The sequence below is a fragment of the Flavobacterium sp. TR2 genome, assembly GCF_025252405.1.
Classification (GTDB): Bacteria; Bacteroidota; Bacteroidia; order Flavobacteriales; family Flavobacteriaceae; genus Flavobacterium.
This window is the reverse complement of the sequence record NZ_CP104307.1, coordinates 3,043,508-3,065,698: the sequence shown is the minus strand read 5'-3', so window position 1 is coordinate 3,065,698 and position 22,191 is coordinate 3,043,508. Positions and strand designations below refer to the sequence as shown.

The 22,191-nt window shown below is 34.6% G+C and carries 23 protein-coding genes; 12 read left to right on the top strand and 11 right to left on the bottom strand.

Going from position 1 to position 22,191, the window contains the following annotated elements; genetic code table 11:
- Window positions 1-5: 5 nt before the first annotated feature.
- From N4T20_RS13545 to N4T20_RS13515, 7 genes are all read right to left on the bottom strand, one after another.
- Window positions 6-953: an N-acetylornithine carbamoyltransferase gene (locus N4T20_RS13545; RefSeq protein WP_260669665.1), complete on the bottom strand. Its 948-nt coding sequence runs from the start codon at window positions 951-953 to the stop codon at window positions 6-8.
- Window positions 954-1,090: 137 nt separating this feature from the next.
- A complete protein-coding gene (proB, locus tag N4T20_RS13540) occupies window positions 1,091-1,852 on the bottom strand; it encodes a glutamate 5-kinase (RefSeq protein WP_260669664.1) in 762 nt (253 codons plus the stop codon).
- 218 nt (window positions 1,853-2,070) lie between these two features.
- Complete coding sequence (locus tag N4T20_RS13535; protein WP_260669663.1) at window positions 2,071-3,264, bottom strand: glutamate-5-semialdehyde dehydrogenase; 1,194 nt, start codon at window positions 3,262-3,264, stop codon at window positions 2,071-2,073.
- Between the two features lie 82 nt (window positions 3,265-3,346).
- A complete protein-coding gene (locus N4T20_RS13530; RefSeq protein WP_260669662.1) occupies window positions 3,347-4,480 on the bottom strand; it encodes an aspartate aminotransferase family protein in 1,134 nt (377 codons plus the stop codon).
- Window positions 4,481-4,639: 159 nt separating this feature from the next.
- Window positions 4,640-5,617, bottom strand: coding sequence for an N-acetyl-gamma-glutamyl-phosphate reductase (argC, locus tag N4T20_RS13525; protein WP_260669661.1), 978 nt, complete (start codon window positions 5,615-5,617; stop codon window positions 4,640-4,642).
- Window positions 5,610-6,803: an argininosuccinate synthase gene (locus tag N4T20_RS13520; RefSeq protein WP_260669660.1), complete on the bottom strand. Its 1,194-nt coding sequence runs from the start codon at window positions 6,801-6,803 to the stop codon at window positions 5,610-5,612. The genes argC and N4T20_RS13520 overlap by 8 nt, the downstream gene beginning before the upstream one ends.
- A 55-nt stretch (window positions 6,804-6,858) precedes the next feature.
- Window positions 6,859-7,506 (bottom strand): GNAT family N-acetyltransferase, encoded by a 648-nt coding sequence (locus N4T20_RS13515; RefSeq protein WP_260669659.1) that lies wholly within the window; start codon window positions 7,504-7,506, stop codon window positions 6,859-6,861.
- A 201-nt stretch (window positions 7,507-7,707) separates the two neighbouring features.
- Between N4T20_RS13515 and N4T20_RS13510 the strand changes: the two genes are divergently transcribed.
- On the top strand, window positions 7,708-7,875 hold the full coding sequence (locus N4T20_RS13510; protein ID WP_260669658.1) for a hypothetical protein: 168 nt from the start codon (window positions 7,708-7,710) through the stop codon (window positions 7,873-7,875).
- Window positions 7,876-8,145: 270 nt separating this feature from the next.
- Here the strand turns inward: N4T20_RS13510 and N4T20_RS13505 are convergent, their stop codons facing one another.
- Window positions 8,146-10,416, bottom strand: a complete 2,271-nt coding sequence (locus N4T20_RS13505; protein WP_260669657.1) for a M1 family metallopeptidase — start codon at window positions 10,414-10,416, stop codon at window positions 8,146-8,148.
- Between the two features lie 185 nt (window positions 10,417-10,601).
- On the opposite strand from N4T20_RS13505, the gene N4T20_RS13500 reads away from it, so the two are divergent.
- From N4T20_RS13500 to N4T20_RS13490, 3 genes are all read left to right on the top strand, one after another.
- Window positions 10,602-11,456, top strand: coding sequence for an aldose 1-epimerase family protein (locus N4T20_RS13500; RefSeq protein WP_260669656.1), 855 nt, complete (start codon window positions 10,602-10,604; stop codon window positions 11,454-11,456).
- A gap of 7 nt (window positions 11,457-11,463) precedes the next feature.
- Complete coding sequence (locus tag N4T20_RS13495) at window positions 11,464-12,012, top strand: GNAT family N-acetyltransferase (protein ID WP_260669655.1); 549 nt, start codon at window positions 11,464-11,466, stop codon at window positions 12,010-12,012.
- A 111-nt stretch (window positions 12,013-12,123) separates the two neighbouring features.
- Window positions 12,124-12,678 (top strand): DUF3575 domain-containing protein, encoded by a 555-nt coding sequence (locus N4T20_RS13490; RefSeq protein ID WP_260669654.1) that lies wholly within the window; start codon window positions 12,124-12,126, stop codon window positions 12,676-12,678.
- Between the two features lie 4 nt (window positions 12,679-12,682).
- On the opposite strand, the gene N4T20_RS13485 is transcribed toward N4T20_RS13490, so the two are convergent.
- Both N4T20_RS13485 and N4T20_RS13480 read right to left on the bottom strand, forming a co-directional pair.
- A complete protein-coding gene (locus N4T20_RS13485; protein ID WP_260669653.1) occupies window positions 12,683-12,907 on the bottom strand; it encodes a VF530 family protein in 225 nt (74 codons plus the stop codon).
- A 103-nt stretch (window positions 12,908-13,010) separates the two neighbouring features.
- Entirely contained in the window at window positions 13,011-13,667 is a 657-nt protein-coding gene (locus N4T20_RS13480) for a porin family protein (RefSeq protein WP_260669652.1), read from the bottom strand.
- A gap of 141 nt (window positions 13,668-13,808) precedes the next feature.
- Here N4T20_RS13480 and smpB point away from each other — a divergent pair, with 141 nt between their 5' ends.
- From smpB to N4T20_RS13465, 3 genes are all read left to right on the top strand, one after another.
- Window positions 13,809-14,264, top strand: a complete 456-nt coding sequence (gene smpB, locus N4T20_RS13475; protein ID WP_095951591.1) for an SsrA-binding protein SmpB — start codon at window positions 13,809-13,811, stop codon at window positions 14,262-14,264.
- A gap of 80 nt (window positions 14,265-14,344) precedes the next feature.
- Window positions 14,345-14,983, top strand: coding sequence for a hypothetical protein (locus N4T20_RS13470; protein WP_260669651.1), 639 nt, complete (start codon window positions 14,345-14,347; stop codon window positions 14,981-14,983).
- 85 nt (window positions 14,984-15,068) lie between these two features.
- Window positions 15,069-16,076: a helix-turn-helix domain-containing protein gene (locus N4T20_RS13465; RefSeq protein ID WP_260669650.1), complete on the top strand. Its 1,008-nt coding sequence runs from the start codon at window positions 15,069-15,071 to the stop codon at window positions 16,074-16,076.
- Window positions 16,077-16,106: 30 nt separating this feature from the next.
- Here the strand turns inward: N4T20_RS13465 and N4T20_RS13460 are convergent, their stop codons facing one another.
- The gene (locus N4T20_RS13460) at window positions 16,107-16,748 is read right to left on the bottom strand and encodes a protein-L-isoaspartate(D-aspartate) O-methyltransferase (protein WP_260669649.1); all 642 of its coding nucleotides are present in this window, start codon (window positions 16,746-16,748) and stop codon (window positions 16,107-16,109) included.
- 470 nt (window positions 16,749-17,218) lie between these two features.
- Here N4T20_RS13460 and N4T20_RS13455 point away from each other — a divergent pair, with 470 nt between their 5' ends.
- From N4T20_RS13455 to N4T20_RS13435, 5 genes are all read left to right on the top strand, one after another.
- A complete protein-coding gene (locus N4T20_RS13455) occupies window positions 17,219-18,184 on the top strand; it encodes a Gfo/Idh/MocA family protein (RefSeq protein ID WP_260669648.1) in 966 nt (321 codons plus the stop codon).
- Between the two features lie 84 nt (window positions 18,185-18,268).
- A complete protein-coding gene (locus tag N4T20_RS13450) occupies window positions 18,269-19,156 on the top strand; it encodes a 3-hydroxyacyl-CoA dehydrogenase family protein (protein WP_260669647.1) in 888 nt (295 codons plus the stop codon).
- 11 nt (window positions 19,157-19,167) lie between these two features.
- Window positions 19,168-19,827 (top strand): YggS family pyridoxal phosphate-dependent enzyme, encoded by a 660-nt coding sequence (locus N4T20_RS13445; protein ID WP_260669646.1) that lies wholly within the window; start codon window positions 19,168-19,170, stop codon window positions 19,825-19,827.
- A 73-nt stretch (window positions 19,828-19,900) separates the two neighbouring features.
- The gene (locus N4T20_RS13440) at window positions 19,901-21,262 is read left to right on the top strand and encodes an exonuclease domain-containing protein (protein WP_260669645.1); all 1,362 of its coding nucleotides are present in this window, start codon (window positions 19,901-19,903) and stop codon (window positions 21,260-21,262) included.
- A 30-nt stretch (window positions 21,263-21,292) separates the two neighbouring features.
- On the top strand, window positions 21,293-22,132 hold the full coding sequence (locus N4T20_RS13435; RefSeq protein ID WP_260669644.1) for an ion transporter: 840 nt from the start codon (window positions 21,293-21,295) through the stop codon (window positions 22,130-22,132).
- Window positions 22,133-22,191: the final 59 nt, after the last annotated feature.

Here is a 22,191-nt window from a genome sequence, read left to right as displayed (position 1 = left end):
TTTATTTACATTTTCTTCAAAATCTTTTGCAACACTAATTGTGCCGAGTACGTTCTATTATTCGCTTGTTCGATTACGATTGAATTTTCTCCGTCAAGAACTTCGTCGCTTACAATTACATTACGACGAACAGGAAGGCAATGCATGAACTTACCGTTGTTGGTTAAAGCCATTTTTTCAGCTGTTACCGTCCAGTTTGGATCGCTGTTGGTTACTTTTCCGTAGTCGTTGAAGTTGCTCCAGTTTTTTACGTAAACGAAATCGGCATTTTCAAATGCTTTGTTTTGATCGTATTCGATTTTACAGTCTTTTGTAATTTCAGGACTCAGTTCATAACCTTCAGGATGTGTGATTACAAAATCCATATCTTTTTGCATCTGCATCATTTCTACGAATGAATTTGCAACTGCCTGAGGCAAAGCTTTTGGGTGCGGCGCCCATGAAAGCACTACTTTTGGCTTGTGTTTCGTTTTGAATTCTTCCATCGTAATCGCATCTGCCAAAGACTGTAATGGGTGACGAACAGCACTTTCCATATTGACAATCGGTACTGTCGCGTGTTTTAAAAATCCTGAAATTACCGTTTCCTGATAATCTTTTTCCTTGTCAACCAAACCGGCAAAAGCACGAATCGCGATGATATCACAATATTGAGAAACTACTTCCGCTGCCTCTTTAATGTGTTCTGAAGCGCCAGAATTCATAATAGCTCCATCTTCAAATTCTAATGTCCAGCCTTCATTGGTAAAATTCATTACCATAACGTTCATCCCTAAGTTTAAAGCCGCTTTTTGAGTACTCAAACGCGTTCTTAAACTTGGGTTGAAGAATAACATTCCAAGAGTCTTATTCTTTCCTAAACTCTGATTTTTAAGCGGATTCTTTTTGATTTTAATCGCTTGTTTTACCCATTTTGATAATGAGTTGATGTCTTTTATTGAAATATAGTTCATGTTTTTTGCTTTTATGTTGTTTTTTCCGCCACGAATTCACGAATTATTTTTTTCAATCTTTGCGCTTATTTTTTTTCGAATGAATTCGAATTAATATTTAGTTTAGATAGCAAAAAGAACAATTCGTGAATTCGTGGCTATAAAATTTTAGTAAATGGAATGTCGTCATTCAATGCCCGGAGAATAAAATTATCATTTAAACCATTCACAATCCAGGTTTCGATATTGGCTGCTTTTGAAATTGCGGCAGCTTCTATTTTGGATTGCATCCCTCCTGTTCCGTGAGATGATTTTGAATCTCCTATTTCCTTTTCGAGCGTTTTTAAATCATTTACTAATTTAATCGTTTCCGGAACTTCATCGTGAATTGATTCTTTAGTATAAATTCCGTTTGTATTGGTGGCAATTATCAGAATATCAACATTTAAAAGAACCGCCGTTAAAGCCGCTAATTTGTCATTATCTCCAAACCGAATCTCATCTGTGGCAACGGTATCATTTTCATTAATGATCGGGATGTAATTGTTTTTAACTAGTACATTAATCGTATTTACAATGTTCTTCTTGGTCTGCTCTTTTTCGAAATCAGAATAAGAAAGCAAACACTGTGAAGTATTCAATCCTAAATCCTTAAAATTTTCATTGTAAATCCGCATTAAATGAGGCTGTCCGATTGAAGCTAAAGCCTGCTTTACAAAAACATCTTTATCCTGATTATCCAGTTTTACAAATTGCTTTGCCGCAGCAATCGCTCCTGAACTTACTATGATAAACTCATATTCGTCGTTTAAAGCTGCAATCTGTATCCCAAGGTCTTCAATCTTTCCCCGCGAAATATGATTGGTTTCTTTGGTTAAAGTATTACTTCCTATTTTTAATAAAATCCTTTTTTTTGCCATGTCTTTTGTTTTTGCCACGAAGGCGCTAAGGCACTAAGTTATTTTTAACGCAAGGGCGCTATGTTTTTTTTATTGTTTGTGTTTACAAACGCTATCTCGAAGCCTCGGGACGCAATGCTTTATCTATAGTTGAATTCCAAATTCCAATAATCTGCAATCAAAAATCGTTAATCATCAATCTAAAATTCTAAGAAGTCTAACAATCTAAGAAAGTCTAACTATCTAATTTGTCCTTCTCCGTACACGTACCATTTGTTGGTTACGAGATGTTGAAGACCGATTGGGCCTCTTTGATGGAGTTTATCAGTGCTTATGGCTAATTCTCCTCCTAAACCAAATTGCCCGCCGTCTGTGAATCTGGTTGAGGCATTTTGGTAAACTGCCGCTGCATCTATCGATTCCATAAATTGCTGCGCTGCTTCATCATCTTTTGTAATAATTGCTGCTGAATGCCCTCCGCAGTACTTATTAATCATTTCGATTGCACTTTCCTGAGAATCAATTGTTCCGATTACGATTTTGTAATCTAAAAACTCCTCATACCAAATATCTTCATTTTCGATGGTTTTGGTATTTTCAAAATGCTCTAATGATTTATCTACGATAACCTCAACTTTTGCTTCTATTAAAGCCTCAATCAGCATTGCTGTGAAACCTTCAAAATTTGGCAATTTTGCATCGATTAAAACTTTATCCAAAGCATTGCAAGCCGAAATCTTAGCTGTTTTAGCATTTAAAATTACTTTTAAAGCCAAATCTGTATCTGCTTTTTCGTGAACGTAAACAAAATTATTTCCGCGTCCGCTTACGATTACCGGGCAGGTTGCGTGGGCTTTTACAAACTCTATTAATTTTTCTCCGCCTCTTGGAACAATTAGATCGACTTTTTGAGTTGGCTTTTCTAAAAAAGCCTGAGTTTCTGTTCTGTTATAATTCAGATATTCCACCCAATCTTTTGAAACTCCGTTTTCTTCCAAAGCTCTGTGCCAAAGACTTACTATTTTCAAATTCGATTTTAAAGATTCTTTTCCGCCTTTCAATAAGATCTTATTTCCAGATTTAAAAGCTATTCCGCCCGCTTCGATGGTTACATCGGGACGGGATTCGTAGATAATTAAAATCGTTCCGAAAGCAGCAGTTTTATTTATGACTTTGATTCCATTATCATGTGTAAAATGAAAACGCTCCACGCCAACGGGGTCTTCCTGTGAAGCTAACTGATTAAGCGACAAAATCATTTCATCGACTTTTTTATCATCTACTTTCAGGCGTTCTTCCATTGCTAAGTCAGAACCGTCGTATGCCGCAAGATCTTCCTGATTGGTCAGGATTATTTGATTTCGCTCCTGCTCGACCAGCTTTGCCATAGTCCGCAAAACCGCATTACGTATTTCAATTGATAATGGTTTCATTTTTTTGGTTTAATTGGTTAGTTGGTTTAATCGTTAATTCGTTTAACCGGTTAATCGATTAAACGAATTAACGATTAAACGATTAAAGCTCTTCCAAACTTTCTTTCAACGCTTTTACAAACGTATCGATATCCGTTTTTTTCACTGTTAATGGCGGTAAAATTCTTAATAGATTTTTATTGTTCGCACTTCCTGTAAAAATGTGTTTTTCGATAATTAATTTCTTTCTTAAAGCCGCTACATCAAAATCAAATTCTACTCCTAGCATTAAGCCTTTTCCTTTTACTTGTTTGATCCCTTCCACTTCTTTGATTTTCTCTAAGAAATATTCGTAAACTTCATTTACATTTTTCTGTAAATCCAGTTTTTCAATTACATCAAGAACAGCAATTCCTGCGGCACAAGATAAGTGGCTTCCACCGAAAGTCGTTCCTAATAATCCGAAACTTGCTTCAAATTTTGGAGAAATTAAAATCGCTCCAACAGGGAAACCATTCCCCATTCCTTTCGCAACTGAGATAATATCAGCGTTGATTCCGTGGTGTTGGAAAGCAAAGAATTTCCCGCTTCTTCCGTATCCTGATTGTACTTCGTCTAAAATCAAAACAACTTCGTGTTTTTTACAAGCTGCTTCTAAAGCCTGAAAAAATTCAGTTGTTCCCTGATCCAAACCTCCAACTCCCTGAATTCCTTCAATAATTACAGCTGTAACATCTCCTTTAGCCAATTCAGCTTCAACCAATTCGATTTGGTTTAGAGGTAAAAAAGTAACTTCTTGTTGTGCATTTATTGGCGCTACAATCTTTTTATTATCTGTAACAGCAACTGCTGCAGAAGTTCTTCCGTGGAAAGAATTATGAAAAGCCACCACTCTTGATTTTCCGTTGTGGAAAGAAGCCAATTTTAAAGCATTTTCGTTTGCCTCAGCACCAGAACTGCACAAAAACAATTCATAATCTTCAAGGCCAGAAAGTTTTCCTAGTTTCTGAGCCAATTCAACCTGCAAAGGATTTTGAATCGCATTTGAATAAAATCCTAAATGGTCTAATTGATTCTTCAATTTAGCTACATAATCTGGTTGTGTATGTCCAATAGAAATCACACCGTGTCCGCTGTATAAATCTAAATATTCTACTCCTTTGTCGTCAATAATGGTACAATCAATTGCTTTTACTGGAGTTATGTCGTATAATGGGTAAACGTTGAATAAGTTCATATTTGTTTTGTTTGTTTTTGTTTCAGGTTTCATGTTTCAAGTTACTCACTGAACGTGAAAACTAAAACTTCAAACCTTAAAACTAGTTATGTTTCTTCGTATCTATTTCAAGTAACGTACAGAACGTGAAACCTGAAACTTTAAACTTGAAACTAAAAATTAAAATCCGCTTGGTTTCAAATGCAAACCTGTAGTTTCTTCTAAACCAAACATTAAATTCATGTTTTGAATCGCTTGTCCCGAAGCACCTTTGGTTAAGTTATCTATAATTGATGTTATGAGAACCCGGTTTCCTTTTTTCAATAAACTAATAATACATTTATTCGTTTGCACCACTTGTTTCATGTTGATGTTTGTTGTGGTAACGGTTACAAAAGGCTCATTCTTATAGAACTCTTCGTATTTTGCAACCAATTGCTCCAAACTGTCATCACATAATGTATAAAGTGTAGCAAAAATTCCTCTTGGAAAATCTCCTCTGTTTGGGATAAAAAGCAACTCACTGTCAAAATCATCCTGAAGCTGTACCAAACTTTCTGAAATTTCACCCAAATGTTGGTGTTCAAAAGCTTTATAGTGCGACATATTGTTGTTTCTCCAACTGAAATGAGACGTTTCTGAAAGACCTACTCCTGCTCCCGTGCTTCCTGTTGTAGCGTTTATATGCACATCGTTATTCAACAAATTATGCTTTGCTAAAGGCAATAAGGCCAATTGAATAGCAGTTGCAAAACAACCTGGATTGGCAATATAATTTGTCTTTTTGATTTCTGCTTTATTGATTTCAGGTAATCCGTAAACAAAATCTTTTCCTTCGAAATGCGCATCTTTATTCAGTCTGAAATCATTTCCTAAATCGATGATTTTCGTATGGCTTGCAAACTGATTTTCTTTCAAAAATGAAATCGATTTTCCGTGACCTAAACACAAGAAAACAACATTCACATTCGGATTGATTTCTGCAGTGAAATTCATTTCGATATCGCCCATCAAATCGTGGTGCGCTACAGAAAGTGGTTTTCCGGCATTTGTAGTGCTGTAAACAAAATCGATGTTTACATTTGGATGATACATTAAAATTCTGATGAGTTCTCCGGCCGTATAGCCCGAACCACCAATAATTCCGACATTAATCATGATCTAATTTGTTTACAGATGAGAATATGTTTTGTGCATTTCCTAAAATCTTGATAAATCCTTTTGCATCTTCAGATGTCCAGGCATTGTTCATTTCGCCGTACTGACCAAAACCTGTATTCATCAAATCATTTTCAGATTCGATTCCGTCAAGTGAGAAATGGTATGGCTTTAATGAAACGGTTACTGTTCCATTTACTGTTTTTTGAGTGTCTTGCAAGAAAGTTTCAATGTTTCTCATAACTGGATCTAGAAACTGACCTTCGTGAAATAACATTCCGTACCAGTTTCCTAGTTGTTCTTTCCAGTATTGCTGCCATTTTCCAAGAGTATGTTTCTCTAATAAATGGTGTGCTTTTATGATAATTAACGGAGCAGCGGCTTCAAAACCAACTCTTCCTTTAATTCCGATAATAGTATCCCCAACATGAATATCTCTACCAATTGCGTAAGCGTTTGCCAATTTTTCAAGCGCTACAATATTGTTTGAAGGCTTATCCGTTTTACCATTGATTCCAACTAATTCTCCTTGCTCGAAATGAAGTGTTACTTTCTCTTCTCCTTCTTTTTTCAATTGAGAAGGATACGCTTCACTTGGCAAAGGCTGTCCGGAAGTTAGCGTTTCTTTACCTCCAACGCTGGTTCCCCAAAGCCCTTTATTGATTGAATATTGTGCTTTTTCCCAAGAATAGTGAACTCCATTTTTAGACAGATAATCTACTTCTTCCTGTCTTGATAATTTTAAATCTCTAATTGGAGTAATGATTTCGATTTCCGGAGCAATAGTCTGGAAAATCAAATCGAAACGAATTTGATCATTTCCTGCACCTGTGCTTCCGTGTGCGATAGCGCTTGCTCCAACTTTTTTAGCATATTTTATAGCTTCAATTGCCTGAAAAACACGTTCAGCACTTACAGATAATGGATATGTATTGTTTTTCAACACGTTTCCGAAAATCAAATATTTGATTGCTTTATCGTAATATTTATCTACGATAGTAAGATTTGCGTGCTGTGCACTTCCTAATTCATACGCTCTTTTTTCGATTGCTGATAATTCTTCTGCACTAAACCCTCCTGTATCAACAAGAACGGTATGAACTTCATAACCTTTTTCGTTTTTTAAATATTTCAAACAATACGAGGTATCTAATCCTCCGCTATAAGCTAATACTACTTTTTTCATTTTTTATAATTTAGGCTAATACTTTCGTATATAGCAGTTTGAGATTTCTTTTTAATTAAATTTTGAATAAAAAAATAAATGACAAGATTTTGTTTAAGAATAAAGCTTGTTTTATTTTTCTAAGCCTGTTCAAAACAGCCTCATTAAAAGGATGTCTTGGCGGTGTTTTTTGTTTTTCTTTTGGGTCGTACAGCATTCCGGTGCAAAGGCACATTTTGTTTTCTTTGCTTTGCAGAATTGGGTAATTTGTACACGTTTTGCAGCCAGCCCAGAAACTTGGATCGGTTGTGAGTTCTGAGAAAGGAACTGGCTTATAACCTAATTCTGAGTTAATTTTCATTACAGCCAAACCAGTTGTGATTCCAAATATTTTAGCGTCTGGAAATCTTTTTAAAGAATACTCAAAAACTTTTGATTTGATCTTTTTAGCCAAACCATGACTTCTATAATCTGGATGTACGATTAAGCCAGAATGCGCTACAAATTTTCCGTGCTGCCAGCTTTCTATATAGCAAAAACCTGCAAATTTCCCATCTGCCAGCGCTATCATCGCATCGCCATTTGCCATTTTTTTCTGAATGTACTCAGGAGTTCTTTTAGCAATCCCCGTACCTCTTAACAAGGCAGATGATTCTATCGTATCGCAAATTTCCTGCGCATACTTGAAATGTTCTTCTTGAGTTACAACAATAGAGATCTTCATTTCAATTATTGAAGTTAGAGTTAAAAATTAAAGCATATTGATTCGTTTGAAATCCAGAATTGAATCCAATAAAATTAAGCAAAAAAGAAGTAACACCTTCAAAATCAAAATATTGATTAAGAAAATTTACAAAATAATAAATACTTTTAGGATATGTTTGTCCAATGGACAAATTATGTGATTTCAAAATGAAAAATGGATATGAATAAATATACGGCTATAAAACTCAGTGAACACTATATAGCAAGTGTCCGTACTTCGGGAGAAGTAATCGGTGAGTTTGTCCGTGACAAAGAAGTTATATGTAAACTTATTTTATTCATCGGTGCAAAAGTACATTATTTTTTAATTCACAAAACAAAAATTTAAAATTCTAACATTTTTTTTACGTTTTGTTGTTTTTTGAAGGTTCTAAGATTCTAAGATACTGAGCTCCTAAGGCTTTACTTTTGCAACTGAAACCGCCAAACTTGAAACTTGAAACTTGAAACTTGAAACTTGAAACTTGAAACCTGAAACTTGAAACCTGAAACTTGAAACCTGAAACTTGAAACTTGAAACCTCAAAAAACTTGAAACAAAAAGAAAAACCCGACAGTTAAAATAACTATCGGGTTTTAAACTTCTAATTTTATTTCTTTTACTTTCTAGTAAATGGAATTACTTGTCCGTTTCCTACAAGAATCAAATCGAAACCGTTTTTAGCTTCATTAAACTTAAGCTTCAAACCAGCTCTAGACGATTCGAATGTATCTTTTTCGTTTGCTACAGGATCCAAAGCAAATTTTGGGTAATTTGGCAGTTCTGCATTTAAAACACTGTTTTTCTCTGTCAATTCAATTGTCAAAGGAGATTTTGAAGTGATATAATTACCTAAATATGGATCTAAAATAAGATCTTTTTCTACTTTCCCTTTCCCTGCTGTCCAAACATTATTAGCTGTATTATTGTCTGGAAAAGCATGATCTGGGTCTAAAGTGATGCTTTCAATTTCTTCAGTAGAATTGTGCTTGAAAGACCAAGAATTGTTTCTCTGCCAAATTTCTACCGGTAAATTTACCCTTGTAGTTTTTCCGCTTTTAGTTTTAACATCCAAAACAATTGGCATTGGCATTTTATCAAAATTTTCTACTGTGATCACAGCGCCTTTAGCTGGATCGTTTTTCACATATTTAACCGAATTGACACCTTGGTCAAAACGCCAGTTGTTTACATACCAGCTTCTCCAGAACCAGCTTAAATCTTCTCCAGCAACATTTTCCATAGATCTAAAGAAATCATCTGGCTGTGGATGTTTGTATGCCCAACGCTGAATATAGGTTCTAAATGCATTGTCAAAACGCTCTTTTCCTAAAATCTGTTCTCTTAAAATTACTAGACCTGCGCTTGGCTTAAAGTAGCATAGCATACCAATATTAGCTTCCTTCATATTATCAGGAGAACTCATAATAGTTTCTAAATCAGGTCTTGTAAATGGTTCTGCCTGATTATGCAAATCTGTTGGCTGTTCTTTGTACTCGCCGTTATTAAACGCTGCAGTACTTATTGAATTGATAAATGTATTAAATCCTTCATCCATCCAAGCAAAAAGCCTTTCATTTGAACCCACAATCATTGGGAACCAAATATGTCCAAATTCATGATCTGTAACTCCCCAAAGGTCTTGCCCTTTAGATTTCCATCCGCAGAAAACAATTCCCGGATATTCCATTCCACCCTCATTTCCTGCCACGTTGGTAGCCGCTGGATAAGGATATTCGAACCATTGTTTAGAATAATGCTCAATTGATGCTTTTACATATTCTGTCGAGCGTCCATAAGCGCCTTGCCCATCACTTTCAACAGGATAAGCAGATAAAGCCAATGATTTTTTACCGCTTGGAAGATTAATTTTTGCTCCATCTAAAATGAAAGCTGGTGACGATGCCCAAGAAAAATCGCGAGCATTTTTGATTCTATAATGCCATGTTTTTTCTGTTCCAGCATTGCTGTTAGCAGTTGCATTAACTTCGCTTGCGGTACGAATCATAACTGTTTTGTCGCTGTTTGAAGCGTCTTTGTACCTCTTTAATTGTTCTGCAGAAAATACTTCCTGACCGTTTAGCAACTCTCCTGAAGCTACAACATAGTGATTTCCAGGAACTGTAAGTTTCACATCAAAATCACCATATTCCAAATAAAACTCAGATGCTCCTAAATATGGTGCTGTGTTCCATCCTCGCACATCATCGTACACACACATACGCGGGTACCATTGTGCAATTGTAAAGATTTTTCCGTTTTTTGTTTCCAAAACTCCCATTCTGTCAGAACCTTCAAAAGGCGCAATGAAAGAGAATTCGATTTTAATTTTTACAGAACCTCCTTTTGCAGCCAATTCTTGCGGAAGGAAAATCTGCATTCTAGTGTCCGTAACAATATATTTTGCTTCAACTTCTGTTTTAGTTTTTCCGCCAGAAATTACTTTAACCGATTTAATTTTGTTCCCGCCATCAAAAACCTGTCCTTGAGCTCCATTACGGCTTCCTGTCAAAGGCACGACTGCGTTTCCTCTAGAATCATCTTTAAATAGATTCTGATCTAAATTTAGCCAAAGAAACCCTAATTTATCTGGACTGTTATTTGTATAGGTAATTTCATCTGTACCTACAATTTCATTTGTAACACCGTTTAATTTTGCCGTAATCTGATAATCTGCTCTATTTTGCCAATACTCTATTCCTGGCTGACCACTCGCAGTACGGGTTGGAGTGCCATTTTTGGTGTAGAAATTAGGACCAAAGGCATCATGATAATTGTAATTGTTTACTGGATTTGCTGCTGGTGCTGACGGAGTTTGCTGCGCCCAAACTGAAGAAATCCCAAAAAATAAAGCCGCGGTTAAAATGGCTTTTGCAGATTGCTTTTTCATATTTTTTAGCTATTTATTTAGCAAATAAATGAAAAAAAAAGCTATTTAAAGAGAAGTTTTGAAACATAAATTTAATTTTAGCATAATTTTATCAATAAAATAATTTAGTCCATTTTCTTAAAAAACTAAATTTTATAAAATATATTTACAACTATTAAAAGTACATTCATTTTAGATTCAACATTGTGACTACAACTATATCAAATTCTATATTAAAAGCTTCTATTAAATATGCAGGAGCCGAATTATTTTCTATAAAAGACAATCAAAACAATGAATATATCTGGGAAGGCAATCCCGATTTCTGGGGAAAACATTCTCCTGTTCTTTTTCCGATTGTAGGAACTTTAAAAAACAACACTTACTCAATCAATGAAAAAGAATATCACCTGCCACGCCATGGTTTTGCCCGTGACATGGATTTTGAATTGATTGAAAAGACTGAAAACAAAGCTATTTTCTCGCTTAAATCTTCTGAAGAAACATTGCAGAAATATCCTTTTGAATTTGAATTGCAGCTTATTTATACACTTAATGAGAACTCACTGGAGCTTGAATATAAAATCATCAATAAAGGAAAAGAAAAAATGCCTTTTTCTATAGGCGCACATCCTGCAATTGCGCTTCCAGACCTTTTTGAAAATTATGCTTTTCAATTTGAAAAAGAAGAAAACTTGAAATACTACCTTCTTGAGAACGATTTGATTTCTTCTAAGACAAAAATTTTAGAGACAAAAGACCATTTAGTTCCTTTAAATTATGAGCTGTTCAAAAACGACGCTTTAATCTTTAAAACTTTAGAATCAAAATCATTAACCATACTTAACAATTCAAAACCTTATGTAAAAGTTGCGTACAATGATTTTCCAAGTTTAGGAATCTGGACAAAAGAAAATGCCCCTTTTATCTGCATAGAACCTTGGCTTGGCTATTCTGATACGGATGAAAATTCAGGAGATTTGTATAAAAAAGAAGGGACTTTGACATTGGACGAAAACAAAACTTTCAGCGCAAAATTTAGTATTACTATATTACAATAAAACACAAATGTTAGATTTCAATTTTACTCCATTTCCAATAATAGAAACAGAACGTTTAATTTTAGACAGGCTGACAGATCAAGATGTACAGGAAGTCTTTGATTTGCGTTCTAATCCTGATAATATGAAATATATTCCGAGGCCCTTGGCAAAAGATCATGAGGATGCTTTGGAACTTATAAGAATGATTGATGAAAAAATTGATACTAATGAAGGAATAAACTGGGGAGTGCGATTTAAAAATGATTCTAAATTAATTGGAATTATTGGTTTTTATCGAATGCAACCAGAAAATTACCGTGCCGAAATAGGTTATATTCTTTCACCTGAACATCATGGAAAAGGAATCATTCCGGAAGCAGTAAACCGGCTGATTCACTATGGCTTTGAAGATTTAAAGCTACATTCTATTGAAGCTGTAATTGATCCAGAAAATTATGCCTCTGAAAAGGTATTGCAAAAATGCGGCTTTGTCAAAGAAGCTCATTTAAGGGAAGTAGAATTCTGGGAAGGAAAATTTATAGACAAGGTAATCTATTCATTGCTAGAAAAGTAAGATTTTCTACTTGTTAAAAAAATCTTATAGGCAATCGTTATCTTTCACAATCCCTTATATTTGCGCTCGAAATCAGCAGAAAACAGCTGTTTTGAACAACAAAAAATCTTTATGAAAAATTTATTCGCCCTGATTGCTCTTTCATTTTGTGCGCAAATGCAAAGTCAGACTTTTGTGAAATTTAATGGCGCAAGTGCTTTATTATTAGTTCCAAATGTTGGAATTGAAACCAGCATTGGAGAAAAAACCACTTTTAGCGCCGATGTAATGGCTTCTTTCTGGGAGTCTTTCAATGGAAATAGTCCAATGAAATTTGTTACTGTTACTCCTGAAATTCGTTACCATTTTAAAGAAAAATATAATGGTTTTTATGCTGGAGCTCACATAGGCGCCGACAAATACGAAATACAAAAATGGAACTACTGGGATACTAACCAATACGAAGACGGATTCGGTTATAGAATTGGAGCTACAGTAGGTTACAATCTAAAATTAAATGATAAATTTTTACTTGACTTTTTTGTAGGCGGAGGATGGCACCAAGGATTTTATCATGGATATTATAACGACGGAACTCCTGGAAGATATGAAAAAGCCGTTAACTGGAATAAAAGTGGCGAATGGCTACCATATCGCGGAGGGGTGATGATTTCTTACAAATTATAAAAAATCAGCTAAGTTTAGGAAGCGTTTTTATATAAAGCTCTTCCACTTTCTTGCGAGCCCAGTCGGTTTTTCTTAAAAAAGTAAGACTAGACTTTACACTTGGATTTGAATTAAAACACTTTATCGGAATTAATTCGCCCAAAGTATCAAAGCCATAATAATCGACTAATGTTTCGACAACTTTTTGAAGTGTAATTCCATGTAAAGGATCTTTTGACTGATTCTGCATTTTATACTTTTTAAATAATACTAAAAAGACCGTATTTTAAAGTACGGTCTTTTTTTTTGTAAAATTACTAAAAGAATTTCACGTTAATCAAATAAAGAATAAATTAGAATACAAATTTAAATCCAACAGAAATTGGAGTTGTTAAGTTTGGAGCACTTCCACCCAATTTAGTATTGTAATAGGAATCAACGTTTGCCACGTGGGCTAATCCAAAATTTGTAACAGTTGTTTTTTCTCCGTTCTCTGGTTTTAGAGTTGTAGAAGTAAAATTCACCAAATCATAAGAAAACTCAACTGAGAAGTTCTTAGTCACAAAATAGTCAAAACCTCCTGATACTGATACGCCAACTTGATTTACCTTTAAGTTGCTTTCTTTTTCTTTTCCTGTAATAACTGGTATCGCTGCTTGTCCAAAGAAATATAAAGAACCTGCTACATTCCAGTATTTTCTAGCCAATGGCTGAATAACAATTAAATTGGTATTCCCTAAAGTTTTCAGATTTGGATTAGTTCCATCATAACCTTCCGATTTAATGTTAATATAGCCTATTCCCGCTCCTACTGCTATAGACGGCGTAATAAAGGTTCCTACAATTGGAAGCACTGACAAATTGGTCCCTTTTACATCTCCTGTTTTGGTCTGCTGATAACCAAATTGAGAAGTAGCAAACCAAGCCCCTTTTAACCCTTGAGACGAATCCTGAGCTTTAGCAGTTAATCCGATTAGCACGATACTAACTAATGTTACAAACTTTTTCATTTTATTTCGTTTTTTTTTAATTACAGAGCAAACTTATGAGTAAGCTTTCTGCTTAAGACTGATTTAAATCATAGATTAAAAGAAAACTTTAATTATCTTTAACTGCCACATTTTTTTCAATTTTGTCTTACATTTGCAATCATGATAAAATCAGTCAACATACTTAATAAAAGAGCGCGATTCGATTACGAAATAATCGATACTTATACTGCTGGAATTGTTTTGGCGGGAACAGAAATTAAATCTATACGTTTAGGAAAAGCAAACATTACTGAAAGCTTTTGCGAATTTAGCGGGATGGAACTTTTTGCTATTAATACTTATATTGAAGAGTATTCTTTTGGAAACCAATTCAATCATAAATCAAGAAGCGAAAGAAAATTGCTTTTAAACAAAAAAGAGTTAAAAACGCTTCATAAAAATGTTCAGGCAAAAGGTCTCACTATTGTACCTCTAAAACTATTTACAAACGAAAAAGGCTTAGCCAAACTTCAAATTGGCCTTTGCAAAGGGAAGAAGAATTACGACAAACGTGAATCATTAAAAGAACAAGACACCAAACGCGATTTGGACCGTATTAAAAAAGCTTTCAATTAAAACAAACTTTAATTCTCTTTAAATGATATATTTATAATATTTTATCGTTATTTTTACTACAAATAATTTAACTGTAAAATATGAAAAAGTACTTCGTTTTGTTTTTCGCTATTGCAGCGTTATCAAGTTGTGGCAGTAATACTTCTATTGTAAACAGCTGGAGAGATCCTGATGTAACCATTACTCAGGAACAATTTAAAAAGGTTTTGGTTGTCGCTTTAGTAAAAGACGAAGCTTCGAGACGAATTACCGAAAATAGAATTGCGGCAAGCAATCCGGTATTTAAGACTTCATATCAATATTTAAACGCAACCTCTCAATTAACACAAGAACAAAAACTAAAAGTTTTACAAGACGAGAACTTTGATGGAGTAATCAGTATGCGTTTAGTCAGCAAAGAAAAAGAAGTTAACTATGTTCCAGGCACTTATACTGGAATGTATTACGGAGGTTTTGACGGAATGTACACAGGTATGTACGGATATGGTTTTGGAAACTGGTACGGAATGTATTCTCCAAACTTTTATGATCCAGGTTACTACCAAGAAACCACTTCTTATATGGTAGAAACGAATGTATTTTCATTAAAGCAAAATAAATTAATCTGGACTGGAACAACAGAATCACAATATGTTACAGATTTAGGCCAAACAGTAGATGCAATTATGCAAGCTGTCGTTAAAGAAATGAGAAAAGACGGTTCGCTTCCTCCAAAATAAAATATTTAGAAAGCAGTATCTGAAATACTGCTTTTATTTTGCTTAAAAAAATGACTAAATTTGTCAAGACTAAAATTTTCATTAAATGAAATCTTTGCTAAAAAACGCCAGAGAACAAAAAGGTTTAAAAACTCGCGAATTGGCGCAACTTGCAGGAATTGATCAAGCATTAATCAGCAAATTTGAATCGGGAACACGAAAACCTACCAAAGATCAAATCGTTAAACTTTCTCAACTCTTAGAAATTGATTACGAAACTTTGATGGTCGCTTGGCTTAAAGAAAAAATTCTTTATGAAATTGGGGATGATGAGTTTGCTTTGAAAGCCCTTCTTTTAGCCGAACAGGAAATTCAAAACAATAAAAAGCAGATCAATTCTGCAATCATATCTTCGATACAAAATATTCTAGATGAAATTGAAACACTAAAAATTAGAGTTCAATCCTTCAATTCTTTACAATTACGTCAAATCCATAAAACTTTAGAATTAGATTTTATTTTCAAAAGCATTTTCTTAAATGGGAATTCTCTAACATTAGAAGAAACAAAATCAGTTATTAATGACGGAAATACTATTCTGGAAAAAAGCATGGAAGAACATCTTGAAGCTATTAACTTTCAAGAAGCGACTTTACTCGTAAAAGATCTAAGTCAAAAGAAAGCGGCATTTAGTGAAAGAGAATTGCTTTTTCTTCACAATTTAATCTTTAAAGGAATAGATTCTAAAAACGCAGGAAAATACAAAAATGACTCCTTGATTATCAAGGAAATGAATTTATTCTTTAATTGGTATGAAACACAAAAAAAAAGTATTCATCCAATAATTCTTGCCTCAGAAGCGCATTTAAAAATAATTAAAATAAATCCTTTTGAAAATGGAAATATTCAAATAGCGAATCTGATTTTAAATTTGATCTTACTGCTAAACAATTATGTTTATGTTGTGGCAGAAGCAGATAGCAAAAGTAAAAATGAATATTTAGCGGCAATAGAAGAAAGTCAAAACAAAAACGACAAATCAATTTTTATTAATTATGTTCTAAAGATAGAAAAGCAAAATCTAGACAAAGCAATAGAACTGATTGCAACATGACAAAAGCCCAGCTTAAACTGGGCTTTTACTTTAATTTTTATCTTCTAATAAAGGAACAAATCTAAATTCTCCAAACTCGTGTTTTTCAAATTGCGTCTCATTCTTTCTAATCAACAAAGTCATAATCTGAACATCTTCTCCCAACGGAATAACCAATCTTCCTCCAATTTTTAATTGAGCCATTAAAGGCTGTGGAATAAATGGCGCACCTGCTGTAACTATAATGCTGTCAAACGGCGCAAAATTAGGCAATCCTTTATATCCATCTCCAAAAGTAACGTGCTTAGGACGAATATTTAATTTCGGAAATAAGTTCGACGTCGTTTTAAACAATTCACTTTGCCTCTCAACCGTATATACTTTAGCTCCAAGCATAAACAAAACAGCTGTCTGGTAACCAGATCCTGTTCCGATTTCAAGAACTTTATGATCTCTTTTTACTTCTAACAACTGTGATTGAAAGGCCACTGTATAAGGTTGCGAGATAGTTTGCCCCGCACCAATAGGAAAAGCCTTATCTTGATAAGCATAATCTTCAAAACTAGAATTCAAAAAAAGGTGTCTCGGGATTTTTTTTATCGCATCCAAAACCGCTCTGTCAGTAATTCCCTTTTGTTCTAAAGTCGTTACTAATTGATTGCGAAGTCCTTGATGTTTGGCAGTGTCTTTCAAAATAGGTAGGTTTTATTTTCGCAAAAATAAGAAACAAAACAGGATTTCAAATATTGATTTTTAAATATTAAATTAATACAGTTGAAAGTCGAAAGTCGAAGGTCGAAAGTCGAAAGCCGAAAGTCGAAAGTCGAAAGTGGAAAGTCGAAAGTCGAAAGTGGAAAGTGGAAAGCTGAAAGTCGAAAGTGGAAAGCTGAAGGTCGAAGAGGAAAGTCGAAAGTCGAAGGCCGAAAGCGGAAAGTGAAAAACCGAAAGTCGAAGGTCGAAAGTTCTAAATTGTCAGGCTGAGCGAAGTCGAAGCCCTACTCATTCTAGCTATATACCCTTCAACTTCGCTCAGGATGACAAACCAAAAAGAGAAGCTCTAGTCGTAACCTACAATTTATAACTCATAACTCATAACTCACAATTCGCTAAATTCATTTTCACGGTAAACAAATAAATTATATTTTTGTTTAAAATACATTCTCATGTTAAAAGTAGGAGTTTTAGGTGCTGGTCATCTTGGTAAAATACATTTACGCTTATTACAACAATCTGACAAATACGAATTAGTTGGATTTTACGACGAAAATCAAGAAAATGCCGAAAGAATCTCAAAAGAGTTTGGCTATAAAAATTTCAGCACAATTGCAAAACTCATTCACGCTGTCGACGTGATTGATATTGTTACTCCAACCCTTTCACACTACAAATGCGCGAAGGTTGCCATAAAATCGGGAAAGCACATCTTTATTGAAAAACCAATTGCCAATACAGTTGAAGAAGCTGAAGAAATTATTGCTTTGGCCAAAGAATACAATGTAAAAGGACAAGTTGGTCATGTGGAGCGCTTTAACCCTGCTTTCATTGCTACAAAAAACATGATCGAAAACCCGATGTTTATAGAAACGCATCGTTTGGCTGAGTTTAACCCGCGTGGTACAGACGTTCCTGTTGTTTTAGATTTAATGATTCATGACATCGATGCTATTTTAAGCGTTGTCAATTCAAAAGTAAAAGATATTCATGCCAGCGGTGTTTCTGTAATTAGTGACACTCCAGATATTGCCAATGCCAGAATCGAATTCGAAAATGGCTGTGTTGCCAACTTAACTGCTAGCAGAATTTCGTTGAAAAATATGCGCAAATCGCGTTTCTTCCAAAAAGACGCTTATATTTCTGTTGACTTTTTAGAGAAAAAATGTGAAGTGGTTCGCATGAAAGACGCGCCAGAAGTTCCGGGAGATTTTGATATGATTCTTCAAAATGCTGAAGGCGTAAAAAAACAAATCTATTTCACTAATCCTGATGTAGAGCAAAACAATGCCATTTTAGACGAATTAAATTCGTTTGCAGATGCAATAAATAATGACACTACTCCAGTTGTAACACTTGAACAGGCTACAGATGCGTTGCGCGTTGCCTATCAAATTATCGACTGTTTCAAAAAATAATAAATTCAAAAAACAAATTAGCCACGAATTCACGAATTATTTGGTGATTTCGTGGCTAAATCATAAAAAAATATCTAGCATAAAATGAAAACAATAGCTGTAATCGGAGCAGGAACAATGGGTAACGGAATTGCTCATACTTTTGCACAAAGCGGTTTTACCGTAAAATTAATTGATGTTTCTGAGAAATCATTAGATAAAGGAATGGCAACCATTGCGGCCAACTTAGACCGTATGTTGTCTAAAGGAACCATCACTCAGGAAGAAGTTACTAAAACCATTACCAATATCATCACTTATACAGATTTAAAAGATGGTGTTGTTGGCGTAGATTTAGTAGTTGAAGCAGCAACAGAAAATGTGGAATTAAAACTGAACATCTTCAAACAATTAAACGAGTATTGCGCTCACAATACGATTTTAGCGACTAATACTTCTTCGATCTCAATTACACAAATCGGAGCTGTTGTGGCACATCCTGAGCGCGTTATCGGAATGCACTTTATGAACCCGGTGCCTATTATGAAATTGGTTGAAATCATCCGCGGATATAACACAAGCGATGAAGTGACTAAAATCATCATGACTTTATCTGAAAAATTAGGAAAAGTTCCTGTTGAAGTAAACGATTATCCAGGTTTTGTGGCAAACAGAATTTTAATGCCAATGCTAAACGAAGCTATCGAAACGTTATACAATAAAGTTGCTGGGGTTTACGAAATTGATACGGTGATGAAATTAGGAATGGGACACCCAATGGGACCATTACAATTAGCTGATTTTATTGGTCTTGATGTATGTCTTGCCATTTTAAATGTAATGTACGACGGATTCAAAAACCCTAAATATGCTCCTTGCCCGCTTTTAGTAAATATGGTAAGAGCTGGAAAATTGGGCGTTAAATCTGGCGAAGGTTTTTACGACTATAGCGAAAGCAAAAAAGCAGAGAAAATCTCGAAGCAGTTTTTATAAAAAGAAATACCATGTCGATTCAATCGAATTTAAATACAATTAAAGCCGGTTTACCTGAACACGTAACGCTCGTTGCCGTTTCAAAAACAAAGCCTGTTTTAGATTTGATACAGGCTTACGAAGCAGGCCAGCGCATTTTCGGAGAAAACAAAATTCAGGAAATGACTGAAAAATGGGAACAGATGCCAAAAGATATCCAATGGCATATGATTGGTCATGTTCAGTCCAATAAAGTCAAATTTATGGCGCCTTATGTGACTTTAATTCACGGTGTTGACAGTTTGAAATTATTGCAGGAAATTAACAAACAAGCTTTAAAAAATAACAGAATAATAGATTGTCTTCTTCAAATTTATATTGCCGAAGAAGAATCTAAATTTGGTCTGGACGAAAATGAATTAAATCAACTTTTAACTTCTGCGGAGTTTAAAGAGTTAAAAAATATTCGTATCTTAGGTTTAATGGGAATGGCCACTTTTACCGACGACCAAAACCAGATTAAAAAAGAATTTACCCATTTAAAAAACATTTTTGATTCGATAAAAGATCTGCAAACAGAAAACTGCAGTCTGAACACGATATCAATGGGAATGTCTGGAGATTATCAATTGGCAATAGAATGCGGAAGCACAATGGTTCGCATTGGAAGCAGCATTTTTGGCGGTCGTTAATGCCTGCTGTAAAGACGCAGTGCAGTACGTCTCTACAAACCTAATACTAAAAACTGAACACTGAGCACTTAATTTGTACGCAATACTAGACATAGAAACCACTGGGGGACAATTTAATGAAGAGGGAATTACCGAAATCGCTATCTACAAATTTGATGGGCATGAAGTAGTTGACCAATTCATCAGCCTTGTCAATCCAGAAATTCCGATTCAGCCTTTCGTAGTAAAACTGACTGGAATTAATAATGCTATGCTGCGTTCTGCTCCAAAATTCTATGAAGTTGCTAAACGAATTATAGAAATTACTCAAGATTGTGTTATCGTAGCGCATAATGCCTCTTTCGACTATAGAATTCTTCGAACAGAATTTCGTCGCTTAGGATACGATTTTGAAGCCAAAACACTCTGTACAGTAGAATTAGCAAAAAAACTAATTCCAGAACAGCCTTCATACAGTCTAGGAAAACTAGTGCGCTCACTCGGAATTCCTATGGCAGACAGACATCGCGCGAGCGGAGACGCAATGGCAACCACAAAGCTTTTTAAAATGCTTTTGGAAAAAGATGTCGAAAAAACAATCGTAAAAGATTTTATAAAACTCGAAGTAGAAAAAGGAATTTCTCCAAAATTCTTAGATATTTTAAATCAAATGCCAACAAAAACGGGCGTTTACTATATTTATAATGAAGCTGGCACTTTAATTTATATCGGCAAAAGCCAAAACATCAAAAAAAGAGTCAATCAGCATTTTACAGGAATAACAAACAAAAGCAAAAGAATTCAGGCAGAAGTTTTTACAATCACGTATGACGAAACTGGAAGCGAACTGATTGCACTCTTAAAAGAAAGTCAGGAAATAAAAGTAAATCGTCCGCGACATAATCGTTCGCAGAAAAAAACGGTATTTCCTGTCGCTTTATATGCAGAAAAAGATTCAAACGGTTATATCATCCTAAAATTGGAGAAAGCCGACGGACGCAAAAAAGAAATCATCTCTTTTGCTTCGCTACAAGAAGGCAAAAATGCCCTTTTCAGATTTACTGCAAAATATCATTTGTGCCAAAAACTCACCGGTTTGTACCAGACCAAAAAAGAGTGTTTTCAATATACGATCAAAGAATGCGACGGCGCTTGCATTGGCGAAGTTACGCCTGAAATTTACAATTTAAGAGTACAGCAATTCATCTCAGAAAACAGTTTTGAAAACAAAAGCATGGTTCTCATTGATAGAGGCAGAAATGTAAACGAACGCAGTGCCATTTTGATCGAAAATGGAATCTACAAAGGTTACGCTTACTATGATCTTAATTATCAAATCACCAATATCGATATCTTAAAAAATATCCTTGTGTCAATGGACCACAACCGCGATGTAAAAAACATAATTCAAAGCTACATCCGTAAAAGCAAATCATTAAAAATACTTCATTTTTAACACAACAAAACTTTGATTATCTTTAAGGATATGAAAAAGACAAAATCACAATACGAAATCTTTAGAGAAAAAGTCAAAATCATTCTATATGGCACCAACACCATTTTAGGACGAATGTTCGATTTAGTATTGCTGGGGCTAATTTTGCTGAGCGTTCTTCTCATAATGTTGGATACTGTTGAAGGCATTAGCGCAAAATACCACGATCAATTATTAATCTGCGAATGGATTATTACAGTATTTTTTACGGTCGAATATATTTTAAGAATAATATCTATTCAAAAACCTGTTAAATACATTTTCAGCTTTTACGGAATTATCGATTTACTCGCCGTCCTGCCCATGTATTTATCCATATTTTTTCCTAGCGCGAGCATTCTATCAATCATAAGAGCTTTGCGTTTTCTTCGATTGTTCAAAATTTTGCATATTCCGCAAATCAACCACCAATCATTACAATTAAAGGAAGCCATTGAAGCCAGTAAAGAAAAAATTCTGGTTTTCATTTATTTTGTCCTAATCAGCACCGTTATAATAGGAACCATAATGTATTTGGTTGAAGGACGAGAATCAGGTTTTACCAGCATCCCAATGGGAATTTATTGGACAATTGTAACCTTAACCACAGTTGGTTATGGAGACATTTCTCCACAAACTCCTTTAGGCCAATTTATTGCTGCATTTGTAATGATTTTAGGTTACGGAATCATAGCCGTTCCGACCGGAATCGTAACTGCCGAATTTGCCAAAAGCAGTTTAAAAAACAATGCAGTAAGCGGCAGAAAAATATGTAAAAAATGTCAGTCGCAAGTTCATTTTGACAACGCCAAATATTGCTATGAATGCGGAACTCAACTGCCAAACAATTAATTTTTAGAAGCCAATCCAGCTGTACATTCCAACTCCTCCTTATATTTGTAATTTTTTAA